20 protein-coding genes are annotated in these 20,767 nt (G+C 72.5%); 3 read left to right on the top strand and 17 right to left on the bottom strand.

The features are described from left to right. Positions 1 to 12 precede the first annotated feature (12 nt). The 16 genes from ACFYP3_RS19230 to ACFYP3_RS19155 all read right to left on the bottom strand — a co-directional run bounded on the left by ACFYP3_RS19230 (position 13) and on the right by ACFYP3_RS19155 (position 17,598). The gene (locus ACFYP3_RS19230; protein WP_388833647.1) at positions 13 to 1,428 is read right to left on the bottom strand and encodes an aspartate aminotransferase family protein; all 1,416 of its coding nucleotides are present in this window, start codon (positions 1,426 to 1,428) and stop codon (positions 13 to 15) included. After that, on the bottom strand, positions 1,425 to 2,456 hold the full coding sequence (gene hpnH / locus ACFYP3_RS19225) for an adenosyl-hopene transferase HpnH (protein ID WP_388833645.1): 1,032 nt from the start codon (positions 2,454 to 2,456) through the stop codon (positions 1,425 to 1,427). The genes ACFYP3_RS19230 and hpnH overlap by 4 nt, the downstream gene beginning before the upstream one ends. 5 nt (positions 2,457 to 2,461) lie before the next feature. Beyond that, the gene (locus ACFYP3_RS19220; protein ID WP_388833642.1) at positions 2,462 to 3,154 is read right to left on the bottom strand and encodes a 1-hydroxy-2-methyl-2-butenyl 4-diphosphate reductase; all 693 of its coding nucleotides are present in this window, start codon (positions 3,152 to 3,154) and stop codon (positions 2,462 to 2,464) included. Next, positions 3,154 to 5,499 carry a squalene--hopene cyclase gene (gene shc, locus ACFYP3_RS19215; protein WP_388833639.1) on the bottom strand — a complete coding sequence of 782 codons (2,346 nt, stop codon included), beginning with the start codon at positions 5,497 to 5,499 and terminating at the stop codon, positions 3,154 to 3,156. The genes ACFYP3_RS19220 and shc overlap by 1 nt, the downstream gene beginning before the upstream one ends. A 120-nt stretch (positions 5,500 to 5,619) precedes the next feature. Next, positions 5,620 to 6,795, bottom strand: a complete 1,176-nt coding sequence (locus ACFYP3_RS19210) for a polyprenyl synthetase family protein (RefSeq protein WP_388833636.1) — start codon at positions 6,793 to 6,795, stop codon at positions 5,620 to 5,622. After that, on the bottom strand, positions 6,792 to 8,171 hold the full coding sequence (hpnE, locus tag ACFYP3_RS19205) for a hydroxysqualene dehydroxylase HpnE (protein WP_388833633.1): 1,380 nt from the start codon (positions 8,169 to 8,171) through the stop codon (positions 6,792 to 6,794). Before hpnE ends, ACFYP3_RS19210 begins: the two co-directional genes overlap by 4 nt. Beyond that, the gene (locus tag ACFYP3_RS19200) at positions 8,168 to 8,449 is read right to left on the bottom strand and encodes a hypothetical protein (protein ID WP_388833631.1); all 282 of its coding nucleotides are present in this window, start codon (positions 8,447 to 8,449) and stop codon (positions 8,168 to 8,170) included. Before ACFYP3_RS19200 ends, hpnE begins: the two co-directional genes overlap by 4 nt. Then, positions 8,449 to 9,369 (bottom strand): presqualene diphosphate synthase HpnD, encoded by a 921-nt coding sequence (gene hpnD / locus ACFYP3_RS19195; RefSeq protein ID WP_388833628.1) that lies wholly within the window; start codon positions 9,367 to 9,369, stop codon positions 8,449 to 8,451. The genes ACFYP3_RS19200 and hpnD overlap by 1 nt, the downstream gene beginning before the upstream one ends. 44 nt (positions 9,370 to 9,413) lie before the next feature. Then, positions 9,414 to 10,343, bottom strand: coding sequence for a squalene synthase HpnC (gene hpnC, locus ACFYP3_RS19190; protein WP_388833625.1), 930 nt, complete (start codon positions 10,341 to 10,343; stop codon positions 9,414 to 9,416). A 363-nt stretch (positions 10,344 to 10,706) separates the two neighbouring features. Continuing rightward, on the bottom strand, positions 10,707 to 11,474 hold the full coding sequence (locus ACFYP3_RS19185; RefSeq protein ID WP_362798131.1) for an ABC transporter ATP-binding protein: 768 nt from the start codon (positions 11,472 to 11,474) through the stop codon (positions 10,707 to 10,709). Between the two features lie 7 nt (positions 11,475 to 11,481). Beyond that, positions 11,482 to 12,411, bottom strand: coding sequence for an ABC transporter permease (locus ACFYP3_RS19180; protein ID WP_388833622.1), 930 nt, complete (start codon positions 12,409 to 12,411; stop codon positions 11,482 to 11,484). A gap of 95 nt (positions 12,412 to 12,506) precedes the next feature. Beyond that, positions 12,507 to 13,379, bottom strand: a complete 873-nt coding sequence (locus ACFYP3_RS19175) for a glycosyltransferase family 2 protein (protein ID WP_388833800.1) — start codon at positions 13,377 to 13,379, stop codon at positions 12,507 to 12,509. Positions 13,380 to 13,387: 8 nt separating this feature from the next. Next, complete coding sequence (locus ACFYP3_RS19170) at positions 13,388 to 14,167, bottom strand: CDP-alcohol phosphatidyltransferase family protein (RefSeq protein WP_388833620.1); 780 nt, start codon at positions 14,165 to 14,167, stop codon at positions 13,388 to 13,390. Continuing rightward, complete coding sequence (locus tag ACFYP3_RS19165) at positions 14,145 to 15,206, bottom strand: iron-containing alcohol dehydrogenase family protein (RefSeq protein WP_388833617.1); 1,062 nt, start codon at positions 15,204 to 15,206, stop codon at positions 14,145 to 14,147. Before ACFYP3_RS19165 ends, ACFYP3_RS19170 begins: the two co-directional genes overlap by 23 nt. Then, the gene (locus tag ACFYP3_RS19160; RefSeq protein ID WP_388833615.1) at positions 15,194 to 15,958 is read right to left on the bottom strand and encodes a sugar phosphate nucleotidyltransferase; all 765 of its coding nucleotides are present in this window, start codon (positions 15,956 to 15,958) and stop codon (positions 15,194 to 15,196) included. The genes ACFYP3_RS19165 and ACFYP3_RS19160 overlap by 13 nt, the downstream gene beginning before the upstream one ends. Further along, positions 15,955 to 17,598, bottom strand: a complete 1,644-nt coding sequence (locus tag ACFYP3_RS19155; protein ID WP_388833613.1) for a DUF5941 domain-containing protein — start codon at positions 17,596 to 17,598, stop codon at positions 15,955 to 15,957. The genes ACFYP3_RS19160 and ACFYP3_RS19155 overlap by 4 nt, the downstream gene beginning before the upstream one ends. On the opposite strand from ACFYP3_RS19155, the gene ACFYP3_RS19150 reads away from it, so the two are divergent. The 3 genes from ACFYP3_RS19150 to idi all read left to right on the top strand — a co-directional run bounded on the left by ACFYP3_RS19150 (position 17,575) and on the right by idi (position 20,202). Then, the gene (locus ACFYP3_RS19150) at positions 17,575 to 17,712 is read left to right on the top strand and encodes a hypothetical protein (RefSeq protein WP_362852378.1); all 138 of its coding nucleotides are present in this window, start codon (positions 17,575 to 17,577) and stop codon (positions 17,710 to 17,712) included. The two genes, ACFYP3_RS19155 and ACFYP3_RS19150, sit on opposite strands and share 24 nt — an antisense overlap. A gap of 414 nt (positions 17,713 to 18,126) precedes the next feature. Beyond that, on the top strand, positions 18,127 to 19,449 hold the full coding sequence (locus ACFYP3_RS19145; protein WP_388833610.1) for a GNAT family N-acetyltransferase: 1,323 nt from the start codon (positions 18,127 to 18,129) through the stop codon (positions 19,447 to 19,449). A gap of 153 nt (positions 19,450 to 19,602) precedes the next feature. Beyond that, entirely contained in the window at positions 19,603 to 20,202 is a 600-nt protein-coding gene (idi, locus tag ACFYP3_RS19140; protein ID WP_388833607.1) for an isopentenyl-diphosphate Delta-isomerase, read from the top strand. Positions 20,203 to 20,265: 63 nt separating this feature from the next. Here the strand turns inward: idi and ACFYP3_RS19135 are convergent, their stop codons facing one another. Beyond that, positions 20,266 to 20,766, bottom strand: coding sequence for an ATP-binding protein (locus tag ACFYP3_RS19135; protein ID WP_388833798.1), 501 nt, complete (start codon positions 20,764 to 20,766; stop codon positions 20,266 to 20,268). Position 20,767: the final 1 nt, after the last annotated feature.

Raw genomic sequence — 20,767 nt, 5'->3', positions numbered from 1 at the left:
CGGAGCGGGCCGTCAGCGCTGGGCGACGGCCTGCTTCACCAGCGTCCTGCCGAAGTCCCACATCAGCCCGGACCCGCCGTGCGCCTCGTCCATGACCGCGCGGAAGGCGCCGACGAAGCGGTCGACGTCCCGCTCGTCCACGACCAGCGGCGGAATGAGCTTGATGACCTCCAGGTGGTCCCCGGAGACCTGGGTGAGGATGCGGTGCTTCTGGAGCAGGGGCACCACGACCATCTGGGCGAAGAGCCCCTTGCGGGCCGCCTGAAGCATCGTCCAGCGGCTGCGCAGCCCCAGCGAGGACGGCCGGCCGAACTCGATGCCGATCATCAGCCCGCGCCCCCGCACCTCGTGCAGCAGCTCGTACTCGTCCACCATGGCCGCGAGCCGCCCGCGCAGCAGGTCCCCCGTCGCCCGGGCGTGCGCGACGAGCTCCTCGTCCTCCATGACCGACAGCACGGCCAGGCCGGCCGCCATCGCCTGCGCGTTGGACCCGAAGCTCGCGGAGTGCACGAGCACCCGGTCCATGGACGAGTAGACCTTCTTGAAGATCCAGTCCTTGCCCAGGGTGGCGCCGACCGGCACGTAACCGCCCGACAGCGCCTTGGCCACGCACACGAGGTCCGGTTCCACGCCCGGCTCGTGCTGGTGGGCGTAGAAGTCACCGGTACGTCCGAGGCCGGTCTGCACCTCGTCCGCGATCAGCAGCGCCTTGTGCCGGTGCAGCAGTTCCTGCGCGGCGAGCAGGAACCCGGGCGGGGCCTCCAGGACCCCCTTGCCCTGGATCGGCTCGACCACGAAGGCGGCGACGTCGCCCTTGCGGAGCTCCCGCTCCAGGGCGCCCAGGTCCCCCAGGGCGATCTTCGTGTCGGGGAGGAGGGGGGCGAAGCCGTCGCGGAACCCGCCCTCCCCGTTCACCGACAGGGAGCCGGTGGTCAGGCCGTGGAAGGCGTGGTCGCAGTAGAGGATCCTGGGCCGCCCGGTGGCGTACCGGGCGAACTTCAGGGCGGTCTCCACGGCCTCGGTGCCGCTGTTGCCGAAGAAGAGCCGGTCCAGATGCGGACTGTACGAGAGCAGCTTCTCGGCCAGCAGCCCGGGCAGCGGCTGGCAGTCGAAGCGGGTGAGGTCGGCGAGCTGCGCGTCCAGTACGTCGTGCAGGGCCCGGCGGACCACGGGGTGGTGGCGGCCCAGGCCCATGACGCCGAAGCCGGCCAGCATGTCGAGGTAGTCGTTGCCCTCGGCGTCCCAGAAGTGGGCGCCCTCAGCCCGCTCGTAGACCTTGTCGAAGCCGATGGTGTGCAGCATGCGGGGCAGTTGGTGGTTGAGGTGGCGGGCGTGCAGCTCGTACCGCTCCCCTCCGCGCGCGGCGAGCAGGGCGCCGAGGTCGAAGCCCTCGCCCCGGGCGCCCGCTCCCTCCTCCGCCGGGGTCATGCCGACGTGTCCCGGTTGCCGCCGATCGTCTCCCGGGCCGCCCGCAGGGATTCCTTGAGGGAGCCCATGGTGGCGAGGACGGCGGTGGGCTCGTAGCCGCAGTGCGCCATGCAGTTCGCGCAGCGTGGGTCCTTTCCGCGGCCGTACTTGCTCCAGTCGGTGTCGTTGATCAGTTCCCGGTACGTCGGCACGTAGCCGTCGCTCATCAGATAGCAGGGGCGCTGCCAGCCGAAGAGGGAGTAATTGGGAATGGCCCAGGCCGTGCAGGGGAAATCGGCCTTCCCTTCGAGGAAGTCCAGGAAGAGCGGCGAGTGGTTGAGCCGCCAGCGCCGCCGGTTGCCGCCCGCGAACGCCTTCCTGAAGAGTTCCCTCGTCTGGTCGACGCCGAGGAAGTGTTCCTGGTCGGGAGCCTTTTCATAGGCGTAGGCCGGGGAGATCATCATCTCGTCGACCTGGAGGTCGTCATTGAGGTAGTTGAGTACCTCGATGATCGTCTGCGGGGTGTCCGTGTTGAAGAAGGTGGAGTTGGTGGTCACCCGGAAGCCGCGCTTCTTCGCCTCCTTGATGGCCGCGACCGCCTCGTCGAAGACGCCTTCCTTGGCCACGGACTCGTCGTGGCGCTCGCGCAGGCCGTCGATGTGCACGGCGAAGGCGAAATAGGGGGAAGGGGTGAATTTCTCGATCTTCTTGCGCAGGAGCATCGCGTTGGTGCAGAGGAAGACGTACTTCCGCCGCGCCACCAACTGTCGGACGATCTCGTGGATCTGCGGGTGCATCAAGGGCTCGCCACCCGCGATGGACACCATCGGCGCGCCGGACTCCAGCACGGCGCCGACCGCCTGGGCGACCGGCATGCGCTGCTTGAGCACCCCGGCCGGATGCTGGATCTTCCCGCACCCCTCACAGGCCAGGTTGCACGCGTAGAGCGGTTCCAGCTCGACGATCAGCGGGAACTTCTCACGCTTGCGGAGCTTTTGTTCGAGAAGATAGGTCCCGACCCTGATGGACTGGCGCAGCGGCATGGCCATCTGGCTCACCTCCTGGGGAGCAGCAAAGAACGGTGCCATTCGTAAAACGCGGGCAGTACGGCACGCAGAACACGGAAGGCCGATATTCCCCCGCGGACCGTGCCGATACGGACGAGCTCGTGCTCCGGAGCGTCCACGATCACCCGGACGGCCGCAACCGGGCGGCCGCCGCCCGGGGAGGGCCCGGCGCGGGTGGCGGTCCACAGGGTGGCCGCGGACTCCATGTCGACCGCGATGGCGCCGGTGGCGCGCAGCTGCGCGCGCTCCTGGCCGCGGACGACGTGGTCGGATCCGGTCAGTGCGCCGGTGTGCACGGTCCGGCCGGGCGCGGCACGGGCCAGTGCCTCGGCGAGCAGGGCGGTGCCGGTGCAGGTGACGGCGCCCTGCCGGTCCCGGGTCTCCTCGGCGACGACCAGGTCGCCCGGGTGCATCCCGGGGACCAGGCCGGCGCAGAAGCCGGTGGCGAGGACGGCGGCCCGGTCCATCCCGGGCCGGTCCAGTGCCCGGGCGACGGCCCGCTCGGCCGCGCGCGGGCCGATTCCGGTGCGCAGCAGGGCGTAGCTCCCGGCCGGGGCGCGGGCCGATGTGGGCCCGGCGCTGCGCAGCGCCGCCTGCTCGATGCGCAGCGCGCAGGCGACCAGCAGCGGGTCGGGGTTCGCGGCCCCTTCCCCCTTGCTCCGCCGTGGTGCGGCGGACATCAGACGGCCCCGCCGGGGGCGAACGGTTCCCCGTACAGGTAGCGGCCGAGCGCGGTCAGCGGGAACACCTGCCGGTACAGGTGGTAGTTGATGGAGAAGTCCCAGGGGAAGCCGGTGCCGGTGAAGTGCGGCTCGTCCCAGGAGCCGTCCTCCCGCTGCGTCTCCACCAGGTAGCCGATGCCCCGTTCGACGGCCTTGCCGTCCCGCTCCCCGGCCGACAGCAGGGCCATCAGCGCCCACGCGGTCTGCGAGGCGGTGGAGGCCCCCTTCCCGGCCCAGGACGGGTCCTTGTAGGAGCGCTGGTCCTCGCCCCAGCCGCCGTCCTCGTTCTGTACGGTCTCCAGCCAGCGCACGGCCCTGCGGACGGCTGGATGCGCGGGCGGGATGCCGGCGGCGACGAGTGCCGGGACCACCGAGCCGGTGCCGTAGACGTAGTTGGTGCCCCAGCGGCCGAACCAGGAGCCGTTCGCCTCCTGTTCGGCGAGCAGCCAGGCGATGCCGCGCCGGGTCCGGGCGTCACCGGACCGGCCCTCGAAGGCGAGCATCTCCACGACGTGGGCGGTGACGTCGGCCGAGGGCGGGTCGATGACCTCGCCGAAGTCGCAGAAGGGCAGCCGGTTCGGGAAGGGGCTGGTGTTGTCGGCGTCGAAGGCGCCCCAGCCGCCGTCCTTCGACTGCATGCCGAGGTTCCAGGACACCCCGCGGGCGATGGCCCCCTCGACGCGGGCCGGGTCCGGGTGCTGGATGCGGCGCAGTGCGAGGACGACCTCGGCGGTGTCGTCGATGTCGGGGTAGGTGTCGTTGTGGAACTCGAACGCCCAGCCGCCGGGGGCCAGCCCCGGCCGCCGCACGGCCCAGTCCCCGGTGCGGGTGATCTCCTCGCCGAGCATCCAGTCGGCGGCCTTGACGAGCGCCGGGTGAGCGGGGTGCAGGCCCGCGTCGGCGAGGGCGATGGCGGCCAGGCAGGTGTCCCACACGGGGGACTGACAGGCCTCGATCATCCGGGCGCCGTCCTCGCGCCACACCGCGAAGCGGTCCAGGGACTCCAGTCCGGCGCGCATCACCGGGTGCCCGAGGTCGTAGCCGAGCAGGTGCAGGGCGATGACGGAGTACACGGCGGGCGGCTGGATCCCGCCCCAGCAGCCGTCGTTCTCCTGCCGCTCGACGATCCAGCGGCCGGCGGTGGCCATCGCGGCCTTGCGCAGTCGGCGCGGGGCGAACCGCCGGTAGACGTGCAGGGCCTTGTCCATCCGCTGGAAGGCGCCCTCCCACGTGGTCAGCGGGGCGGGGCGCCTGGCGGGGTTCGGCACCCGTGCGTCGGTGTGCAGCTCGTCGAGGGCGAAGGGGGCCGGGCGGACGGGGCGCAGCGCGGAGACCACGGTGAGCGGCACGATCGTCTGGCGGGCCCAGCAGCCGAAGTCGTAGATGTTCAGGGGCACCGAGGGCGGCAGGAACACCAGCTCGGGCGGGAGTTCGGGCAGGTGCTCCCAGCTCCACCAGCCGAAGAGGGCCAGCCAGATCCGGGTGAAGACGCGGGCGGCGGCGATCCCGCCGTGGGCCCGGATCCAGGCCGAGGCGCGGGCCATGTGCGGGGCGTCCGGGGCGTCCCCGGCGAGGCGGAGCGCGACGTAGGCCTCGATGGTGGCGGACAGTTCGGGCGGCCCGTCGTGGAAGGTGGCCCAGGTGCCGTCCTCCCGCTGCTCGCCGCGGATGAAGAGGGCGGCGGCCCGGGTGGTGGCCTCGTCCCGGATGCCGAGGAACTGCCGCAGCAGGAGGTCCTCGGCGTCCATGGTGACGTTGGTCTCCAGGTCGCCCTTCCACCAGCCCTCGGGGTCCTGGCGGTCCAGCAGGTGCCGGGTCGCCCGCGCGGTGGCCTCGTACACCCCGGGCGGGGCGCCGTCCGGCGGCTCGTGCAGGTCCGCGGCCGTCCGGGCCGTGCCCGCCCGGTCGGGTCCCGGGCCGGGGGGCGCGTCCGCGAGCACGCTCACGCGCACGCGGGCCCCGAGCCCGTCCGGTGGACCGGCCGCCGGGCCGAAGCCGGGCGCCGCTGCGCCCGGTGGCCGCGCCGGGCCCGGCGGCCGGTCCCCGGCCGTGCCCACGCGGATCCGGCCGCCGCCGGCTCCGGGCGCGCCCGGGGGGCCGTAGTCGGCGCGCGGGCCGGCGGCGCCGGGCGCGTCGCCGTACTCGGCCCGTAGGCCGGGCCGCACCGCGTGGGGCGGGGCCGGGGGCCCCGCTTCGGCGGCCGGGCCGCGGGCGTGTCCCACGGCGGGGACCGCCGGGAGGCCCGGGGCCGATTCGCTGCCCGCAGCAGCGCCCTCGGCGCTGCCGTCGGTCGTCGCTGTCATGGCTTCCCCTTAGAACAGTGTCCTCTGCTGTGCTGGGGTCCGCCGTCGGCCGGTGCGCGCCACGCTCAGGTGGCGGCGCCGGCCGGCGACTCGCGATTCATATCCGCTGTCGGGTGGCGGTCACCTCTTGCGCACGACGACGAAGTCGGCGAGGTCCACGAGCTGTTCGCGCACGCGCTGCGGCATGTCGACGTCGTCGAGGGCCCGGATCGCGATGGCGTGCTGGCGGCGTGCCTCGTCGGCGGTCCACTGGCGGCCGCCGGCCTCCTCGATGAGCGCCGCGCGGGCCGCGAACTCCTCCTCCGAGAAGTTCTCGAAGTCGCTGGCCTTGGCGTCCGTGGCGAGCAGTTCGGCGAGCTGCTCGGAGGCCGGGCCGCCGGCGGCGAGGGCGGCGACCACCGGCAGGGACTTCTTGCGCTGGCGCAGGTCGCTCCAGGTCTGCTTGCCGGTGGCCTCCGGGTCGCCCCAGATGCCGAGCAGGTCGTCGACGGCCTGGAAGGCGAGTCCCAGGTGGTAGCCGTACTCCTCCAGCTTGTCGGCGGTACGGTCGTCCGCGCCGCCGAGCACGGCGCCGATGGAGACGGCGCAGGCGAGCAGCGCGCCGGTCTTGTTGCCCTCCATCTCCAGGCACTCCTCGACGCTGACGCGCTCGCGGTGCTCGTAGGAGATGTCCTGTGCCTGGCCGTCGATGAGCTTGCGGCTGGCGGTGGTCAGCCGGCGGGTCGCCCGGCCGGCCTCGACGGTGCCGAGCTCCAGCAGCACCTCGTTGGCGAGGGCGAAGAGGGCGTCGCCGACGAGGATCGCGAGGGCGGGGCCGTGCACCTTCCACACCGTGTCGCGGTGGCGGCGCTGCTCGTCGCCGTCCATCAGGTCGTCGTGCAGCAGCGAGAAGTTGTGCACGAGCTCGACGGCGACGGCGCCCGGGATGCCGACCTCGGCCGCGGCGCCCGCCGCCTCGGCGGAGAGCAGCGCGAGGGCGGGGCGCACGGCCTTGCCGCCGTCGCCGTCCGCGGCGTTGCCCTGGGCGTCGATCCAGCCGAAGTGGTAGGCGGCGACGGTGTCCATGGGCGCGGCGAGCCGGTCCACGGCGGCGCGGAGCACGGGGGTCGACAGTGTGCGGCCACGCTCCAGGAGGGCGATCGTGTCCGCCTTCTCCGCGCCCCTTCCGGCCGTGCCCGTACTGGCATCCGTGTTCTCGACGGCCGGATTCCCCGGGTTCACTGGCTCTCCTCTTGTTCCTGTACCTGCTGTGCCGGTGTTGCTGGTGATGCTCGTCGTGCTCGTGGTGATCGTCATGCCGCCTCCTGGAGAGGGTGGTCGCGGTGGCGGCCGAGCGCGGCGAGTGCGGCGTGCGCCGCGCTCATTCCGCTCCGGACGGCGCCCTCCATGGTCGCGGGCCAACCGGTGGCAGTCCACGCACCGGCCAGGTAGAGCCCCGGCGTGTCGGTGCGCGCCCCGGGGCGCAGCCGGCCGACCCCGGGGGTGGGGGCGAAGGTGGCCGTCCGCTCCCGGGTGACGAAGAAGTCCCGTACCTTGGCGCCCCGGGCTGCGGGGAGCAGCCGCTCCAGCTCGGGCAGGTACTTGGCGCGCAGGACCGAGACGGGCTCGTCGATGTCGTCCTGGGCCGCGGACTGGGAAAGCGCCAGGTACTGGCCGCCGTCGGGGAGTCCGGAGGACTCGGTGCGGTCGAAGACCCACTGCACCGGGGATCCGAGTGCGGCGAAGAAGGGCTGCTTGAGCACCTTGCGTTCGTAGACGACGTGGACGTTGAGGATGGGCGCGGTGCCGATGTCGAGGAGCTTGTCGGGGTCGGCGAGGGCGCCGGCCGGCAGCAGTCCGTGCGCCTCGCGCTGCGGGACGGCCAGGACGACCGCGGCGGCGTCGAGGGACTCGTCCTCGGTGTCGATCCGCCAGTTCCCTTCGGCGGTACGGGAGATGCCGGTGACCCGGGTGCGCAGCTCGGTGCGGACGCCGGCCGCGTCGAGGGCCTTGCGGGCGAGCCCGTCGTGCAGGTCGCCCAGCGGTACGTGGGCCCAGCCGATGTCGGCGGCGCCGTTCTCGGAGAGCAGGCCGGTCTTGAAGACCATGGCGGCCAGGCCCAGCGAGGACTGGCCGGCGGTGGCGTTGAGGGTGGCGATGCCGACGAGGTCCCACAGGGCTTCGATGGCACGCGGGCTCTGGCCGTAGCGGCCGAGCCAGGTCGCGAAGTCCAGGCCGTCCAGGGCCGGGTCGGCGGGATCGAGGCGGCGCAGTGCGAGGGCGGCGCGGCCGACGCCCGCGCGCTCCGCGAGGGACAGGTGCGGGTAGCGGGCCAGCGAACCGGCCAGGTGCAGGGGCACGGGCAGGGCGCTGCGCCGCAGCCGTCCCAGGCGCGGTCCGCCGGGGTGGGCGACGTCGAGTACGGGTACGTCGAGCCGGTCCTGGAGGGGGGCGAGGGCGGCGCCTTCGACGCGGTCGAGGAACCACCGGTAGGCGGTGCAGCACCGCAGGTAGACGTGCTGGCCGTTGTCGACGTTCAGGTCGCCGCGCTTGAAGGAGAAGGCGAGGCCGCCGAGCCGGGGGCGGCCTTCGAGGAGGGTGACGCGGAGCCCGGCGTCGGCGAGTTCGAGGGCGGTGGTGACCCCGGCGAGGCCGCCGCCGACGACGACGGCGTGGTGCTCGGTGCCGGTCATGCGCCCTCCCCCGTGGTCCGGTGGCCCTCCTGGCCGGCCGGTCGGTCCTGAGCGGCCGGGGCCGCCCCGTGTCCGGCGGCCCGCCCGGCGCGGTCGGAGCCCGCGGGAAGAGACGCGCCCGCCGGGCGGCTGGTTGCCCGGGCGCCGTGCGGGCCCGCGGCGGTCCCGCCGGCGCGGCGCGCGGTGACGGACACCGGCGTACGGCCGGCCCGTACGGCCCCGTGCGGCTCGGCCGCGCATGCCGGGGCCGTCGCCGGGGTCCGGGTGGGGGGAGCCATCAGGGCCGCCTCCGCGTGCTCTGGCGGGAGATGGTCCGTGCGTCGAGGCCGGACAGGCCGCGCACGGCGACGTACGCCTTCTCGTGCGGGGGCAGCGAGACGCGGCCGCGCAGCACCGCCTCCGGCTCCCGCTCGATGCGGTCGAGGAGGCGGCGGTAGATGCCGGCCATGGCGGCCACGCAGGCGCCGCTGCGCCGGTCGAGCATGGGCAGCAGCCGGTAACCCTCGACGAACAGGGCGCGGGCGCGCCGGACTTCGTGGTGGACCAGCCCGGCGAAGTCGGAGCCGGCGGGCGCCCGGTCGCCCTGGAAGCCTTCCGAGCAGCCGAACTTGGCGAGTTCCTCGGCCGGCAGGTAGGTGCGTCCGTTGCCCGCGTCCTCGCGAACGTCGCGGAGGATGTTGGTGAGTTGCAGGGCGAGGCCGAGGGTGTCGGCGTACTCGGCGGCGCGCTCGGAGTCGGCCGCGCCGGCCGTGGTGCCGAAGACGCCGAGCGAGAGCCGGCCGATGGCCCCGGCCACGCAGCGGCAGTAGACCTTGAGGTCGTCCCAGGTCTCGTAGGTCTCGCCACGGACGTCCATCAGGACGCCGTCGATGAGTTCGTCGAGGCCGCCGAGCGGGATCGGGAAGCGGCGGGCGGCGTGCGCGAGGGCGACGGCGACCGGGTCGGTGTCGTCCTCGTCGATCTCCTCGGCCCGGACCCGCCCGAGCAGGGCGCGGGTCTCCTCCAGCCGGGCCAGCTTGGCCTCGGGTGCCAGCGTGCCGTCGCCGATGTCGTCGACGCGCCGCGAGAAGGCGTACAGCGCCGACATGGCCTGCCGCTTGTCGGTGGGCAGCAGCCGGATGCCGTACGCGAAATTGCGCGCCTGTGAACCGGTGACGGCCTCGCAGTAGCTGTAGGCCGCCGAAATCGGTGCGGACATCGCAGCCGGTGCGGACGCGTGTGTGGGGCCCTCCACGGTCGGGCTCACCCCTTTCTCGGCGCTGTGCGCAGGACGGCGGCAACCTCGCGGAGCAGGCCGCTCTTGGTGGGCTTGGGCGGGCCGGGGAGTACGTCGAAGCCGGCGGCGGTGACGGCTCGCAGGGCTGCGCGCCCTCCTCCCACGAAACCCGCGAGCAGCAGCCGGAGTCTGCCGTGCACGCTACCCACGAGCGGGGTGCCTTCATTCAGCAGCTCGCGTGCGCGCTCAGTTTCGAATGCGACCAGGGAGCGTACGGACGCTCCGGCGGACGGGGCCGCCAGGTCGGCCTCGCTCACGTGGAAGCGCCGCATGTCCTCGGCGGGCAGGTAGATCCGGTCGTTGCCGAGGTCCTCGGCGACGTCCTGGATGTGCTCGACGATCTGCAGGGCGGTGCAGACGGCGTCGGAGCGGCGGACGCGCTCGGGGGTGCTGGTGCCGGTGAGCGAGAGCACGAGGCGACCCACCGGGTTGGCGGAGAGCTCGCAGTAGCCGGCCAGGTCCCCGTAGGTCTCGTAGCGGGTGACCCGCTGGTCCTGGCGGTTGGCCTCGATGAGCCCGAGGAAGGGCTCGGGGGTGAGGTCGTGGGCGCGGACCACGGGCTGGAGGGCGAGCAGCAGCGGGTGCCGCGGGGGGCCGTCCGTGCCGCCGAACACGCGGCGCAGGTCGGCCTCGAAGGCGTCGAGCATGGCGAGCCGGTCGTCGGCCGCGGCCGGGTCGAGGCCGAGGAGCACGGCGTCGCGTCCGCCGGGTGCGAGGTCGCCGTCGCCGATGTCGTCGACGAGGCGGGCGTATCCGTAGACGGCCGTCAGCCCGTCGCGCCAGGCGCGCGGGAGGAAGGCGGGGGCGACGGGGAAGTTCTCCGCCGCCGCCTTGTCGAGGGTGGCGCTCACGTGGACCGTGTCGGACGAGGGCCGGATGCCGTGCGCCGCGGTCACCGCCCGCCGCCCGGGGCGGGGACGGCCGTCGTGCCTGGGGGCCGGAGAATTCCCGTAGCCATTGCCGTCACATCTCCCGTTCTACACTGCCGACCCAATACATCCTATTTCGGACACGCCGCCGGGATTTCCCCGGGGCTGCCCCAGGGCCGTTCACCTGCGGGGAATCGTCCCCTCTTGCCGCGATTCAGGACCGCTTCAGCTTACGCTGTAGAACGCCGCGGAGGCCTCTGGGGTATTCGCTCCGGCGTCGAATGTCGCAGCGGAATGCGAAAGCACGCCGAAGGCCCCCACCACGCACGGCAGCGGGGGCCTTCGGGAGGAGCGGACGAGCGCCGCGCGGGGCGCCCTGCGACCCGGAGGTCAGCCGTTGGAGGCCTTCTCGTAGGCCGAGACGACTTCCTCGGTGGGCCCGTCCATCAGGAGCTCGCCCTTTTCCAGCCACAGCACCCGGTCACAGGTGTCGCGGATGGACTTGTTGTTGTGGCTCACGAGGAAGACCGTGCCGGCCTTCTCCCGCAGTTCGCGGATGCGGTTCTCCGAACGCACCTGGAAGCTGCGGTCACCGGTGGCCAGGGCCTCGTCGATCATCAGGACGTCGTGGTCCTTGGCCGCCGCGATGGAGAAGCGCAGTCGCGCCGCCATGCCGGAGGAGTAGGTGCGCATCGGCAGGGAGATGAAGTCGCCCTTCTCGTTGATGCCCGAGAAGTCGACGATGCCCTGGTAGCGCTCCTTGATCTGCTCGCGGCTCATGCCCATCGCGAGACCGCCGAGGACGATGTTGCGCTCACCGGTCAGGTCGTTCATCAGCGCCGCGTTGACACCCAGCAGCGAGGGCTGGCCGTCGGTGTAGACCTTGCCGGCCTCGCAGGGCAGCAGGCCCGCGATGGCGCGCAGCAGGGTCGACTTGCCGGAACCGTTGGAACCGATCAGGCCGATCGCCTCGCCGCGGTACGCCGTGAAGGAGACGCCGCGCACGGCGTGGACCCGGCGGACGCCCGGGGCGTCGCCCTTGCCCCGGCGGATTATCTTGCTCAGCGCCGCGGTGGCGCTGCCCTTGCCGGAACTGCCGGTGTTGACCCGGTAGACGATGTGGACGTCGTCGGCGATGACGGTGGGGACGCGCCCCATGGAGTTCTCAGCCACGGCCGTAACGCTCCTCAGCCTTCCAGAAGTACACGAACCCGCCGAGGCCGATCACGACGGCCCAGCCGACGGCGAAGGCCCAGACGTGCGGCGGCAGGTTCTCCGCGCCGTAGTTGTCGATCAGCGCGAAGCGGATCAGGTCCATGTAGATCGCCGCCGGATTCCACTGGAGCGCGTCCGCGATCCACGTGGGCCTGTCCTCGAGCATCGTGCTGATCGAGAACATGACGCCGGAGGCGTACATCCAGGTGCGCGTGACGAACGGCATCAGCTGCGCGAGGTCGGGCGTCTTGGAACCCATCCGCGCGAAGACCATGGCGAGGCCGGTGTTGAAGACGAACTGCAGCACCAGCACCGGGATGACCAGCAGCCAGGACAGCTGCGGGAAGTTCCCGAAGGCCATCACGACCACGAACACGACGATCATCGAGTAGAGCAGCTGCTGGAGCTGCTGCATCGAGAAGGAGATCGGCAGGGAGGCGCGCGGGAAGTGCAGCGCGCGGACCAGGCCGAGGTTGCCGGGGATCGCCCGGACACCCGCCATCAGCGAGCTCTGGGTGAAGGTGAAGACGAAGATGCCGATCACCAGGAAGGGGATGTAGACCCCCTTCGGCATGCCGCGGTCCGCCTTCAGGATCAGCGCGAAGATCAGCCAGTAGACCAGCGCGTTCAGCAGTGGGGTCGCCACCTGCCAGACCTGGCCGAGCTTCGCCTGGCTGTACTGCGCGACCAGCTTGGCCCGGGAGAAGGCCATGATGAAGTGGCGCCGTCCCCAGAGCTGGCGCACGTACTCGCCCAGGCCGGGCCGGGCACCGCTGACGGAGAGGCCGTACTTCCTGGCGAGCTCCGCGGCGCTGAGCCCCGCGTCGTCGGACGGCGGCCTGCTCGTGGCGAGGGCGCCGTCGTGGGTTGTGTCACTCACAAGTTGAAACTTTCGTCTTCAAGATGCGGCCAGGTGGGCATCAGGCTGGTGGTGCGAGGCCCATTGATCGCGCCATGTTCCCAGACGCGGACCGGTCAGATGACAGGTGGTCGGCCCAGACGGGTCAACCGCCAGACCGTACGCCATCTCATGGGGCGGCGGGGTCCGCAGGGAGTGGTCCATCCCTCGCGGAATCCGCCGAACCAGGCCTTGAGCGCCGGTGCCGAGGGCCTGCGTACGAGCGTCAGCAGGAGCCAGACGCCCAGGTAGACCGGGACCAGCGGAGCGGGCAGGTTGCGGCGGGCGAGCCACACCCGGTTACGAGCCACCATACGGTGGTAGACCGCGTGCCGGGAGGGGGCAGTGGTCGGATGCAGCAGGACCATGTCCGCCCGGTAGTCGATCAGCCACCCGGCGTCGAGCGCCCGCCAGGCCAGATCGGTCTCCTCGTGCGCGTAGAAGAACTCTCCCGGCAACGCTCCGACCTGCTCGAACACCTTCGTGCGGACGGCGTTGGCGCCGCCCAGGAAGGTGGTCACGCGCGAGGAGCGCATCGGGTCCGAGGCGCGCAGCCGCGGCACGTGCCGGCGCTGCGTCTCGCCGGTGTCCGGATCGGCGATCCGGAAGCTGACGATGCCCAGTGCGGGGTCCTCCGTGAAGGCCTGGCGGCACAGCTCGGCGGTGTCGGTGCGCTCCAGCAGTCCGTCGTCGTCCAGGAAGAGCAGGGCGTCGACCTCGCCGCCGCCGGGGCCGAAGGCCTCGATGCCGACGTTGCGGCCGCCGGGGATGCCCAGGTTCTCGGGCAGCGTGATGCTGCGCACACCCTCGGGCAGGCCGGTGACCTCGACGCCCTGGCCGACGACGACGACCTCGACGGGGTCGCCCTCCTGGCGGGCCACCGAGTCGAGGAGCGCCTTGAGCTCGTCGGGCCGGTTGCCCATGGTGATGATCACGGCGCCCAGCCGCATCGGGGCGGTCACTTGAGCCTGCTGGAGGCCAGGATCGACACCAGGTGCAGCACGGTCTGGAGCACCGCGATGCCGGCCAGCACGGCCACACCGACGCGGGACCAGTACAGGTCGCCGCGCATCTGGTCCAGGACGGCCAGCACCAGGATGAGCAGCGAGGCCTCGATGCCGAGGACCAGGCGGTGGAACTTGAGCGCGGCGGCGGCCCGGCGGGCGAGGGCCATGCCGGACGAGCGCGGCTCGGCCGCCGCGTCCTTGACCACCGGCTTGCCGGCCTGGTGGCGGGCGACGCCGACCAGGTCGGTCTCGGCCTTGATCAGGATCGCGCCGAGCGCCGCGAGGGTGCCCAGGAAGGCCCAGAGCCAGTCGATCCGCCCGGGGCCCCACAGGTCCGCCGCGCGCAGGCCGAAGCCCACGAGGACGGCCGCGTCGCAGAGGTAGGCGCCGACCCGGTCCAGGTACACGCCGGAGAGCGAGAACTGCTTCTTCCAGCGCGCGACCTCGCCGTCGACGCAGTCGAGCAGCAGGTAGAGCTGGACCGCGACCACGCCGAGGACGGCGCCCAGGACGCCCGGCACCAGCAGGGCCGGGAGTGCGAGGACGCCGGCGAGGGTCATCACGTAGGTCAGCTGGTTCGGCGTGACCTTGGTGGTGACCAGGAGGCGGGTGATGCGCAGGGAGATCTCGCGCATGTAGAGGCGCCCGCCCCAGTGCTCGCCGCTGACCCGGTCCTTGACGCCCGCCGGGTGCACGACGGGCCGGAGTTCAGCTACGGATGGTCTTGGCATAGTCGGCGTAAGCGTCCCTGATCTCGGCGGCGGACAGGTTGAGGTGCTCCAGGATCGTGAAACGTCCCGGTCGGGTCTGGGGGGCGTACTCGACGGCCGTGACGAACTCGTCGACGCTGAAACCGATCTCCTCGGGCGCCACCGGCAGACCGTGCCGGCGCAGCACCTCGGTGAAGAGGCCGGACTGCTCGGCGGCCCCGCGCAGGTGCATCGCGAAGGCCGCGCCGATGCCGACCTGCTCGCCGTGGAGCGCGGAGCGCCCGGGGTAGAGCAGGTCGAAGGCGTGGCTGATCTCGTGGCAGGCGCCGGACGACGGGCGGGAGTCCCCGCTGATCGACATGGCGATGCCGGAGAGCACCAGGGCCTCGGAGAGCACGGTGAGGAACTCGTCGTCGCCGCAGCCGCCGGGGTGGCGCAGCACGGACTCGCCGGCGGTACGGGCCATGGCGGCGGCCAGGCCGTCGACGGGCTCGCCGTTGATCCGGTGCGAGAGCTCCCAGTCGGCGATCGCCGAGATGTTGGAGATGGCGTCGCCGATGCCGGCGCGGATGAACCGCACCGGCGCTTCCTTGATCACGTCGAGGTCGATGACCATGGCGATGGGGGTCGGGACGCCGTAGGAGCCGCGGCCGTTGTCGTTGTCCAGGATGGACACCGGCGAGCAGATGCCGTCGTGCGAGAGGTTGGTGGCGACGGCCACCATGGGCAGGCCGACCCGCGCCGCGGCGTACTTCGCCACGTCGATGATCTTGCCGCCGCCCAGGCCCACGACGGCGTCGTAGCGGCGGCCCTTTATGTCGTCGGCCAGCTTGACCGCGGAGTCGATGGTGCCGTCGACGACGGCGTACCAGTCGGCGTACGGCAGGACGGGCTCCAGCTTGGCGCGCAGCGCCACGCCGGAGCCTCCGCTGATCGCGATGGCCAGCTTGCCGGAGGCGGAGATCCGCTGGTCGGCGAGGAGGCCGGCCAGGTCGTCCATCGCCCCGCGACTGATGTCGACGACGACGGGCGAGGGGATGAGCCTCGTCAGTACTGGCATGCGATCGTCCGGCCCTTGGCGAGGTCGTCGTGGTTGTCGATCTCGACCCACTTGACGTCGCCGATGGGGGCCACGTCGATGGTGAAGCCGTCGTTGACGAGCTGCTGGTAGCCGTCCTCGTAGTAGAGGTCGGGGTCGCGCTCGAAGGTGGTCTTCAGGGCCTCGGCGAGCTGCTCGGCGGCCTCGGGCTCGATGAGGGTGACGCCGATGTACTCGCCGGTGGCCTCGGAGGGCTCCATCAGCTTGGTGATCTTCTGCACGCCGGTCCGGGAAGAGCTGCCGTCGGCGGTGACGACCTTCATCTCCTCGTCGGCCAGGTTCTTGACCGTGTCGAGGGCGAGGATGATCTTCTGGCCGTTGCCGCGGGCGGCGAGCAGGGTCTTCTCGACGGAGACCGGGTGGACGGTGTCGCCGTTGGCGAGGATCACGCCCTGCTTGAGGACGTCACGCGCGCACCACAGGGAGTAGGCGTTGTTCCACTCCTCGGCCTTGTCGTTGTCGATCAGCGTGATCTTGACGCCGTACTTGGCCTCCAGGGCCTCCCGGCGCGCGTAGACGGCTTCCTTGCGGTAGCCGACGACGATCGCGACCTCGGTGAGGCCGACCTCGGCGAAGTTGCCCAGGGTCAGGTCGAGGACCGTCAGGCTCTCCTCGTCACCCTCGGGGCCGACCGGCACGAGCGCCTTGGGCAGGGTGTCGGTGTAGGGACGCAGACGGCGTCCGGCACCGGCAGCGAGTACAAGGCCGATCATGCTGGTTCTCCTTCGTCATGTACGGCGGGTGCTCCGGAGGAGACCCAGAATCGGATGCTCTCGACGAGCACCACGAGTGCCACGAACACGGCCGCGGCCGTGAGCGCGACGGGGAAGTCCGCTTCGCGCGAGGCGAGGACGGCCGCCAGGACCGTGAGCAGCAGGACCCGGCCTTCGTGGCCGCCGATCGTCCGCACCAGCCAGTGCGGGGGCGCGCCGGTGCCGCCGCGGATGCGGTACACCGTGTCGTAGTGATGGTAGGCGACCGCCGCGATCAGGCCGAATGCCGCCGGAAGGGCTCCGGGGACGTCCGCCTTGGCGGCGAGCACGAGGACCGTGACGTACTCGGCGGCCCGGAACAGCGGCGGGATCAGCCAGTCCAGGGCGCCCTTGAGCGGGGCGGCGACGGCCGCCCCGGACGCCATGACGTAGATCACGGCGGCGGCGATCAGCCTCGGGTCGCCGAACGGCAGCCAGAGCGCCGCCCCGATCATCAGCACCGCGCCGAGGGCGGCCACGTACACGGATCCGAAGGAACCGGCGCGGCCCCGCAGCAGCCGGCCCTGGAGCTCGGCGAGCGGGCCGGAGTCGGCGAGGTCGGCGAGGGCCTGGGCCGCTCGGTCGGTGCGGGTGGCCTTGCGGGTCAGGGAGCGCAGGACCCGGCCGGCGGTGGTGTAGAGCGCGCCGAAGGCGCAGCCCACGAGGAGGGCGTAGAAGACGATCCGGGGGGTGGTGAGGGCGGTCAGCACCGCGATCATCGCCCAGCGCTCACCGATCGGAAGGATGATCATGCGCCGGACCCACACGGTCCAGCCGACGCTGTCGAGCCGGTCGGAGAGCGCCGCCGTGGGACTCGTGTTGGCGGTGGCGTCGTGGTTGGCCTCGTTGAAGGAGAAGTCCACGACGTGCCGGCAGGTCATGAGGATCATCGCGCCGACCGCCAGGGCCCAGACGTCGTCGCCGTTCCGGGCGGCGCCGAGCGCGAGGCCCGCGTAGAAGGAGTACTCCTTCGCGCGGTCGAAGGTGGCGTCGAGCCAGGCACCCATCGTCGAGTACTGGAGCGAGTAACGGGCGAGCTGCCCGTCGGTGCAGTCCAGGACGAAGGAGACCAGGAGCAGCACGCCGGCCGCCACGTAGCCCCAGCGCTCGCCCGTGGCCGCGCAGCCGGCCGCGATCAGCGCGGTGATCAGCGAGGCGGTGGTGACCTGGTTCGGGGTGAGGCCGCGGCGCGCGCACCAGCGGGCGATGTAGCGCGAGTACGGGCTGATGAAGAAGGTGGTGAAGAAGCCGTCGCGGGACTTCACGGCGGTCCGCAGGCGGACGGCCTCGTCGTCGACGGCGGCGACGGCGGCGGTCGCCGCCTCCCGGTCCGCGGGACCGGCGGGGACCGTGGCGACGAGGGTGCCGAGCTCGGGGCGCTGCACGGCGGTCCCGGCTGCCTCGACCGAGGCGGCGAGCCGGTCCGCGTACGGGCCGGGGCCGTCGGCTCCGGCTCCGGTGGCGAGAGCGGCGGCCTTGTCGAGGGCGTCACGGGCACCGGGCAGGACGGCGAGGGCGCCGGTGACGGCGCAGGCGTCGAAGCGCGGATCGGTCAGCGCGAGGCGCAGCGCGTGCACGTGCCCGACGAAGGCGCTGTCCACGACGGCCACCCGCTCGTCGGCGGGTACGGCGGCCAGTGCGGCGGCGGCGTCCTCGGGACCGGTGGCGGGGCGGACCTCGAAGCCGAGGGAGCGCAGCTCGTCCGTGAGCGGTGATCCGGGGACCGGCAGGCCGGTGAGGATGACGGTCGGCAGACGAACTCACTCCTTGTAACGGATTGCGGACGGTCGCCCGTGGCGCGGCGGCACGTCGGCAGAGGCTATCGGATGAATGGAAGCAGGGGTTCATCACCCGTTTACGCCCCGATCAGCCCCCTATCGCGGCCCCGGGCCGGGTCGCGATCATCATCGGTGATCACGGCGCGGTACCACAAACGGCGCCGGTGTTACGGTGGACACGCCCCTGAACGAGTCGAGTGGAAAGAGGTGGGTTGATGACCGTCGTAGTGGTCGCGGCCATGCGCAGCGAACTCCGGTGCATCCCCCTTTCCTCTTTCCTCCGGGCATCCGGCCGGGCCTGACCACACAGCCGGGCCTCGTCGGCCGGAGCCCCCGTTCCAAGGGTTCACGTTGACCGACCACCACAGCTCCACCGAAAACGACACCTTCTCCGGCGACGCCTTCACCGGGGCCTTCTTCGCCGTGCACCGCGGCCTGCCCCGGCAGGCTCCGGGCTCCGACGCGAGCACCCGCCGGCTGCTGTCCCTGTGCGGACCGCTGCCCGAGCGGCCGCGCGTCCTCGACCTGGGCTGCGGTCCGGGCCGCAGCGCCCTGCTGCTCGCCGCCGAGGCGGGCGGTGCCGACGGCGCCGAGGTGACCGCCGTCGACCTGTACGCCCCCTTCCTCGAAGAGCTCCGCACGGTCGCCGCGGCCCGCGGGCTCGCCGGCCGCGTCCGCACCGTCGAGGCGGACATGGGCGCCCTCACGGGCGAGGACTTCGAGGACGGCTCCTTCGACCTCGTCTGGGCGGAGGGCTCCGCCTACGTCCTCGGCTTCGACGCCGCGCTCGCGCGGTGGAAGCGGCTGCTCGCCCCGGGCGGCACCCTCGTCCTGACCGAGTGCCAGTGGACGGTGCCCGAGCCGTCCGCGGGCGCCCGCGCCTTCTGGGACCCGCACTACGCGCTGCGCACCACCGCCGACAACCTCGCGGCCGCCCGGGCCGCCGGGTACCGGGTGCTCGGCGTGCACCACCTGCCCGACTCGGACTGGGCCGAGTACTACGGACCGCTCGCCGAGCGGGTCCGTGCCCTGTCCGGTGACGGCGCCGACGCCCCCGCGATGGCCGCGGCCCTGGCCGGGACCCGCGAGGAGCTCGCCGTGCGCGAGCGGCACGGGCACGAGTACGGGTACACGGGCTACGTCCTGCGGCCGGTGACGGCCGGCGACGGCGACGCCTGGCCCACCCGCCCGGAGGCAGCCGCCGACGTGGCCGCCGTACGGGAGGTCAATCTGGCGGCCTTCGAGACCCCGCTGGAGGCGGACCTCGTGGACGCGCTGCGTACGGACGGGGCCTGGCTGCCCGGGCTGTCGTACGTGGCCGAGGCCCCGGACGGGTCGGTGGCGGCGCACGCCCTGCTCACCGCGTGCGAGGTCGGCGGGGTACGGGCGCTCGCGCTCGCCCCGGTGGCCGTCGCTCCCGCGTTCCAGCGCTCGGGCGCGGGCAGCGCGGTCGTACGGGCCCTGCTCGCGGCGGCCCGGGAGCGCGGGGAGTCCCTGGTCCTCGTGCTCGGGCATCCGGAGTACTACCCGCGCTTCGGTTTCACACCGGCGTCGCGCTTCGGGATCCGGGCGCCCTTCGAGGTCCCGGACGAGGCGATGATGGCGCTGGTGCTGGACGACTCCGTTCCGGTGCCGGCGGGAACGATCCGCTACCCGGCCCCGTTCGGGGTCTGACGCCCGCCCGACGTCGGGTGATGTCGCGCTGATGTGAGCCGCCCCTCGTCGCCTAGCACGCGACGGGGGGCGGACATGCGCGGATCTCCGAAGTGGGGACAAGCCTCTTTTGTACGGCAGACTGAAGGCCGAAGTCCGAAGCGAAGGATGGGTATGCCGACCACACCAGCCACCGCCGCGAACAGCGCGTCCAACGGCACCGGTACTCAAGGACCGATCATGCTCGAACTGGTCGACGAGTCCGGCAACACCATCGGCACGGCGGAGAAGCTCTCCGCCCACCAGGCGCCCGGGCAGTTGCACCGGGCGTTCTCGGTGTTCCTCTTCGACGAGCAGGGCCGTCTGCTGCTCCAGCAGCGGGCCCTCGGGAAGTACCACTCCCCCGGCGTCTGGTCGAACACCTGTTGCGGTCACCCCTATCCCGGGGAGTCGCCGTTCGCGGCCGCGGCCCGGCGGACCCACGAGGAGCTGGGGCTGTCGCCCTCGCTGCTCGCGCAGGCGGGGACGGTGCGCTACAACCACCCGGACCCCGCTTCGGGTCTGGTGGAGCAGGAGTTCAATCACCTGTTCGTGGGACTCGCGCAGACCGCCGTGCGGCCGGATCCGGAGGAGGTCGAGGCCACTGCCTTCGTCACCGCCGAGGAGCTCGCCAAGCGGCACGCCGAAGTGCCGTTCTCGGCCTGGTTCATGACCGTGCTGGACGCGGCGCGGCCCGCGATCCGCGAGCTGACCGGCGACGCGGCCGGCTGGTAGTCCGGACGTCGTCCCGTTGGGGGCGTCCCGCTGGGGCCGTACGCCGTCCCGTCCGTCCGCCGCTCAGCCCGCGGACGGACGGGACGGCGGGGTGAGCGGCAGGGCCGCCCAGATGACCTTGCCGCCGGTCGAGGTGTGCTCGACGTCGCAGACCCCGCCGGCCTCCAGCGTCACCTCCCGTACGAGGAGCAGACCCCGGCCGCCGGTCTGGCCGAAGTCGGCCTCCAGGGCCTTGGGCCGGTACGGGTGGTTGTCCTCGACCGCCACCCGTACCCACTCGCGGCCGATCGCGACCTCGACCGCGACCTCCGGCGAGAGCAGGGCGGCGTGCCGGACCGAGTTCGTCACCAGCTCGGAGACGATCAGGAGCAGGGAGTACACGAGGTCCTGGTGGGCCGGCACCCCCTGGCGCCCGAGCAGGTCCCGGACGGCCCGGCGGGCCTGCGGAACGGATTCTTCTACGGCGGGCGCGGTGAACCTCCACACGCCCTCGTACGCGAGGGGGTCGGCCGGGGCCTCCGGCTCCCCCTCCCTGACCGGCGGGACACTCCCGCTGACGTCCATC

This window comes from Streptomyces sp. NPDC005533, assembly GCF_042871845.1.
GTDB lineage: Bacteria > Actinomycetota > Actinomycetes > Streptomycetales > Streptomycetaceae > Streptomyces.
The sequence above is the reverse complement of the archived record's forward strand: the minus strand, read 5'-3'. Positions and strand labels throughout refer to the sequence as shown.

Excerpts from the sequence above, each read along its gene's own strand:
- ACFYP3_RS19230 (WP_388833647.1), bottom strand. The coding sequence starts at position 1,428 with ATGACCCCGGCGGAGGAGGGAGCGGGCGCCCGGGGCGAGGGCTTCGAC.
- hpnH (WP_388833645.1), bottom strand. The coding sequence starts at position 2,456 with ATGGCCATGCCGCTGCGCCAGTCCATCAGGGTCGGGACCTATCTTCTC.
- ACFYP3_RS19220 (WP_388833642.1), bottom strand. The coding sequence starts at position 3,154 with ATGTCCGCCGCACCACGGCGGAGCAAGGGGGAAGGGGCCGCGAACCCC.
- shc (WP_388833639.1), bottom strand. The coding sequence starts at position 5,499 with ATGACAGCGACGACCGACGGCAGCGCCGAGGGCGCTGCTGCGGGCAGC.
- ACFYP3_RS19210 (WP_388833636.1), bottom strand. The coding sequence starts at position 6,795 with ATGACGATCACCACGAGCACGACGAGCATCACCAGCAACACCGGCACA.
- hpnE (WP_388833633.1), bottom strand. The coding sequence starts at position 8,171 with ATGACCGGCACCGAGCACCACGCCGTCGTCGTCGGCGGCGGCCTCGCC.
- ACFYP3_RS19200 (WP_388833631.1), bottom strand. The coding sequence starts at position 8,449 with ATGGCTCCCCCCACCCGGACCCCGGCGACGGCCCCGGCATGCGCGGCC.
- hpnD (WP_388833628.1), bottom strand. The coding sequence starts at position 9,369 with ATGTCCGCACCGATTTCGGCGGCCTACAGCTACTGCGAGGCCGTCACC.
- ACFYP3_RS19185 (WP_362798131.1), bottom strand. The coding sequence starts at position 11,474 with ATGGGGCGCGTCCCCACCGTCATCGCCGACGACGTCCACATCGTCTAC.
- ACFYP3_RS19175 (WP_388833800.1), bottom strand. The coding sequence starts at position 13,379 with ATGCGGCTGGGCGCCGTGATCATCACCATGGGCAACCGGCCCGACGAG.
- ACFYP3_RS19170 (WP_388833620.1), bottom strand. The coding sequence starts at position 14,167 with ATGCCAAGACCATCCGTAGCTGAACTCCGGCCCGTCGTGCACCCGGCG.
- ACFYP3_RS19165 (WP_388833617.1), bottom strand. The coding sequence starts at position 15,206 with ATGCCAGTACTGACGAGGCTCATCCCCTCGCCCGTCGTCGTCGACATC.
- ACFYP3_RS19160 (WP_388833615.1), bottom strand. The coding sequence starts at position 15,958 with ATGATCGGCCTTGTACTCGCTGCCGGTGCCGGACGCCGTCTGCGTCCC.
- idi (WP_388833607.1), top strand. The coding sequence starts at position 19,603 with ATGCCGACCACACCAGCCACCGCCGCGAACAGCGCGTCCAACGGCACC.
- ACFYP3_RS19135 (WP_388833798.1), bottom strand. The coding sequence starts at position 20,766 with ATGGACGTCAGCGGGAGTGTCCCGCCGGTCAGGGAGGGGGAGCCGGAG.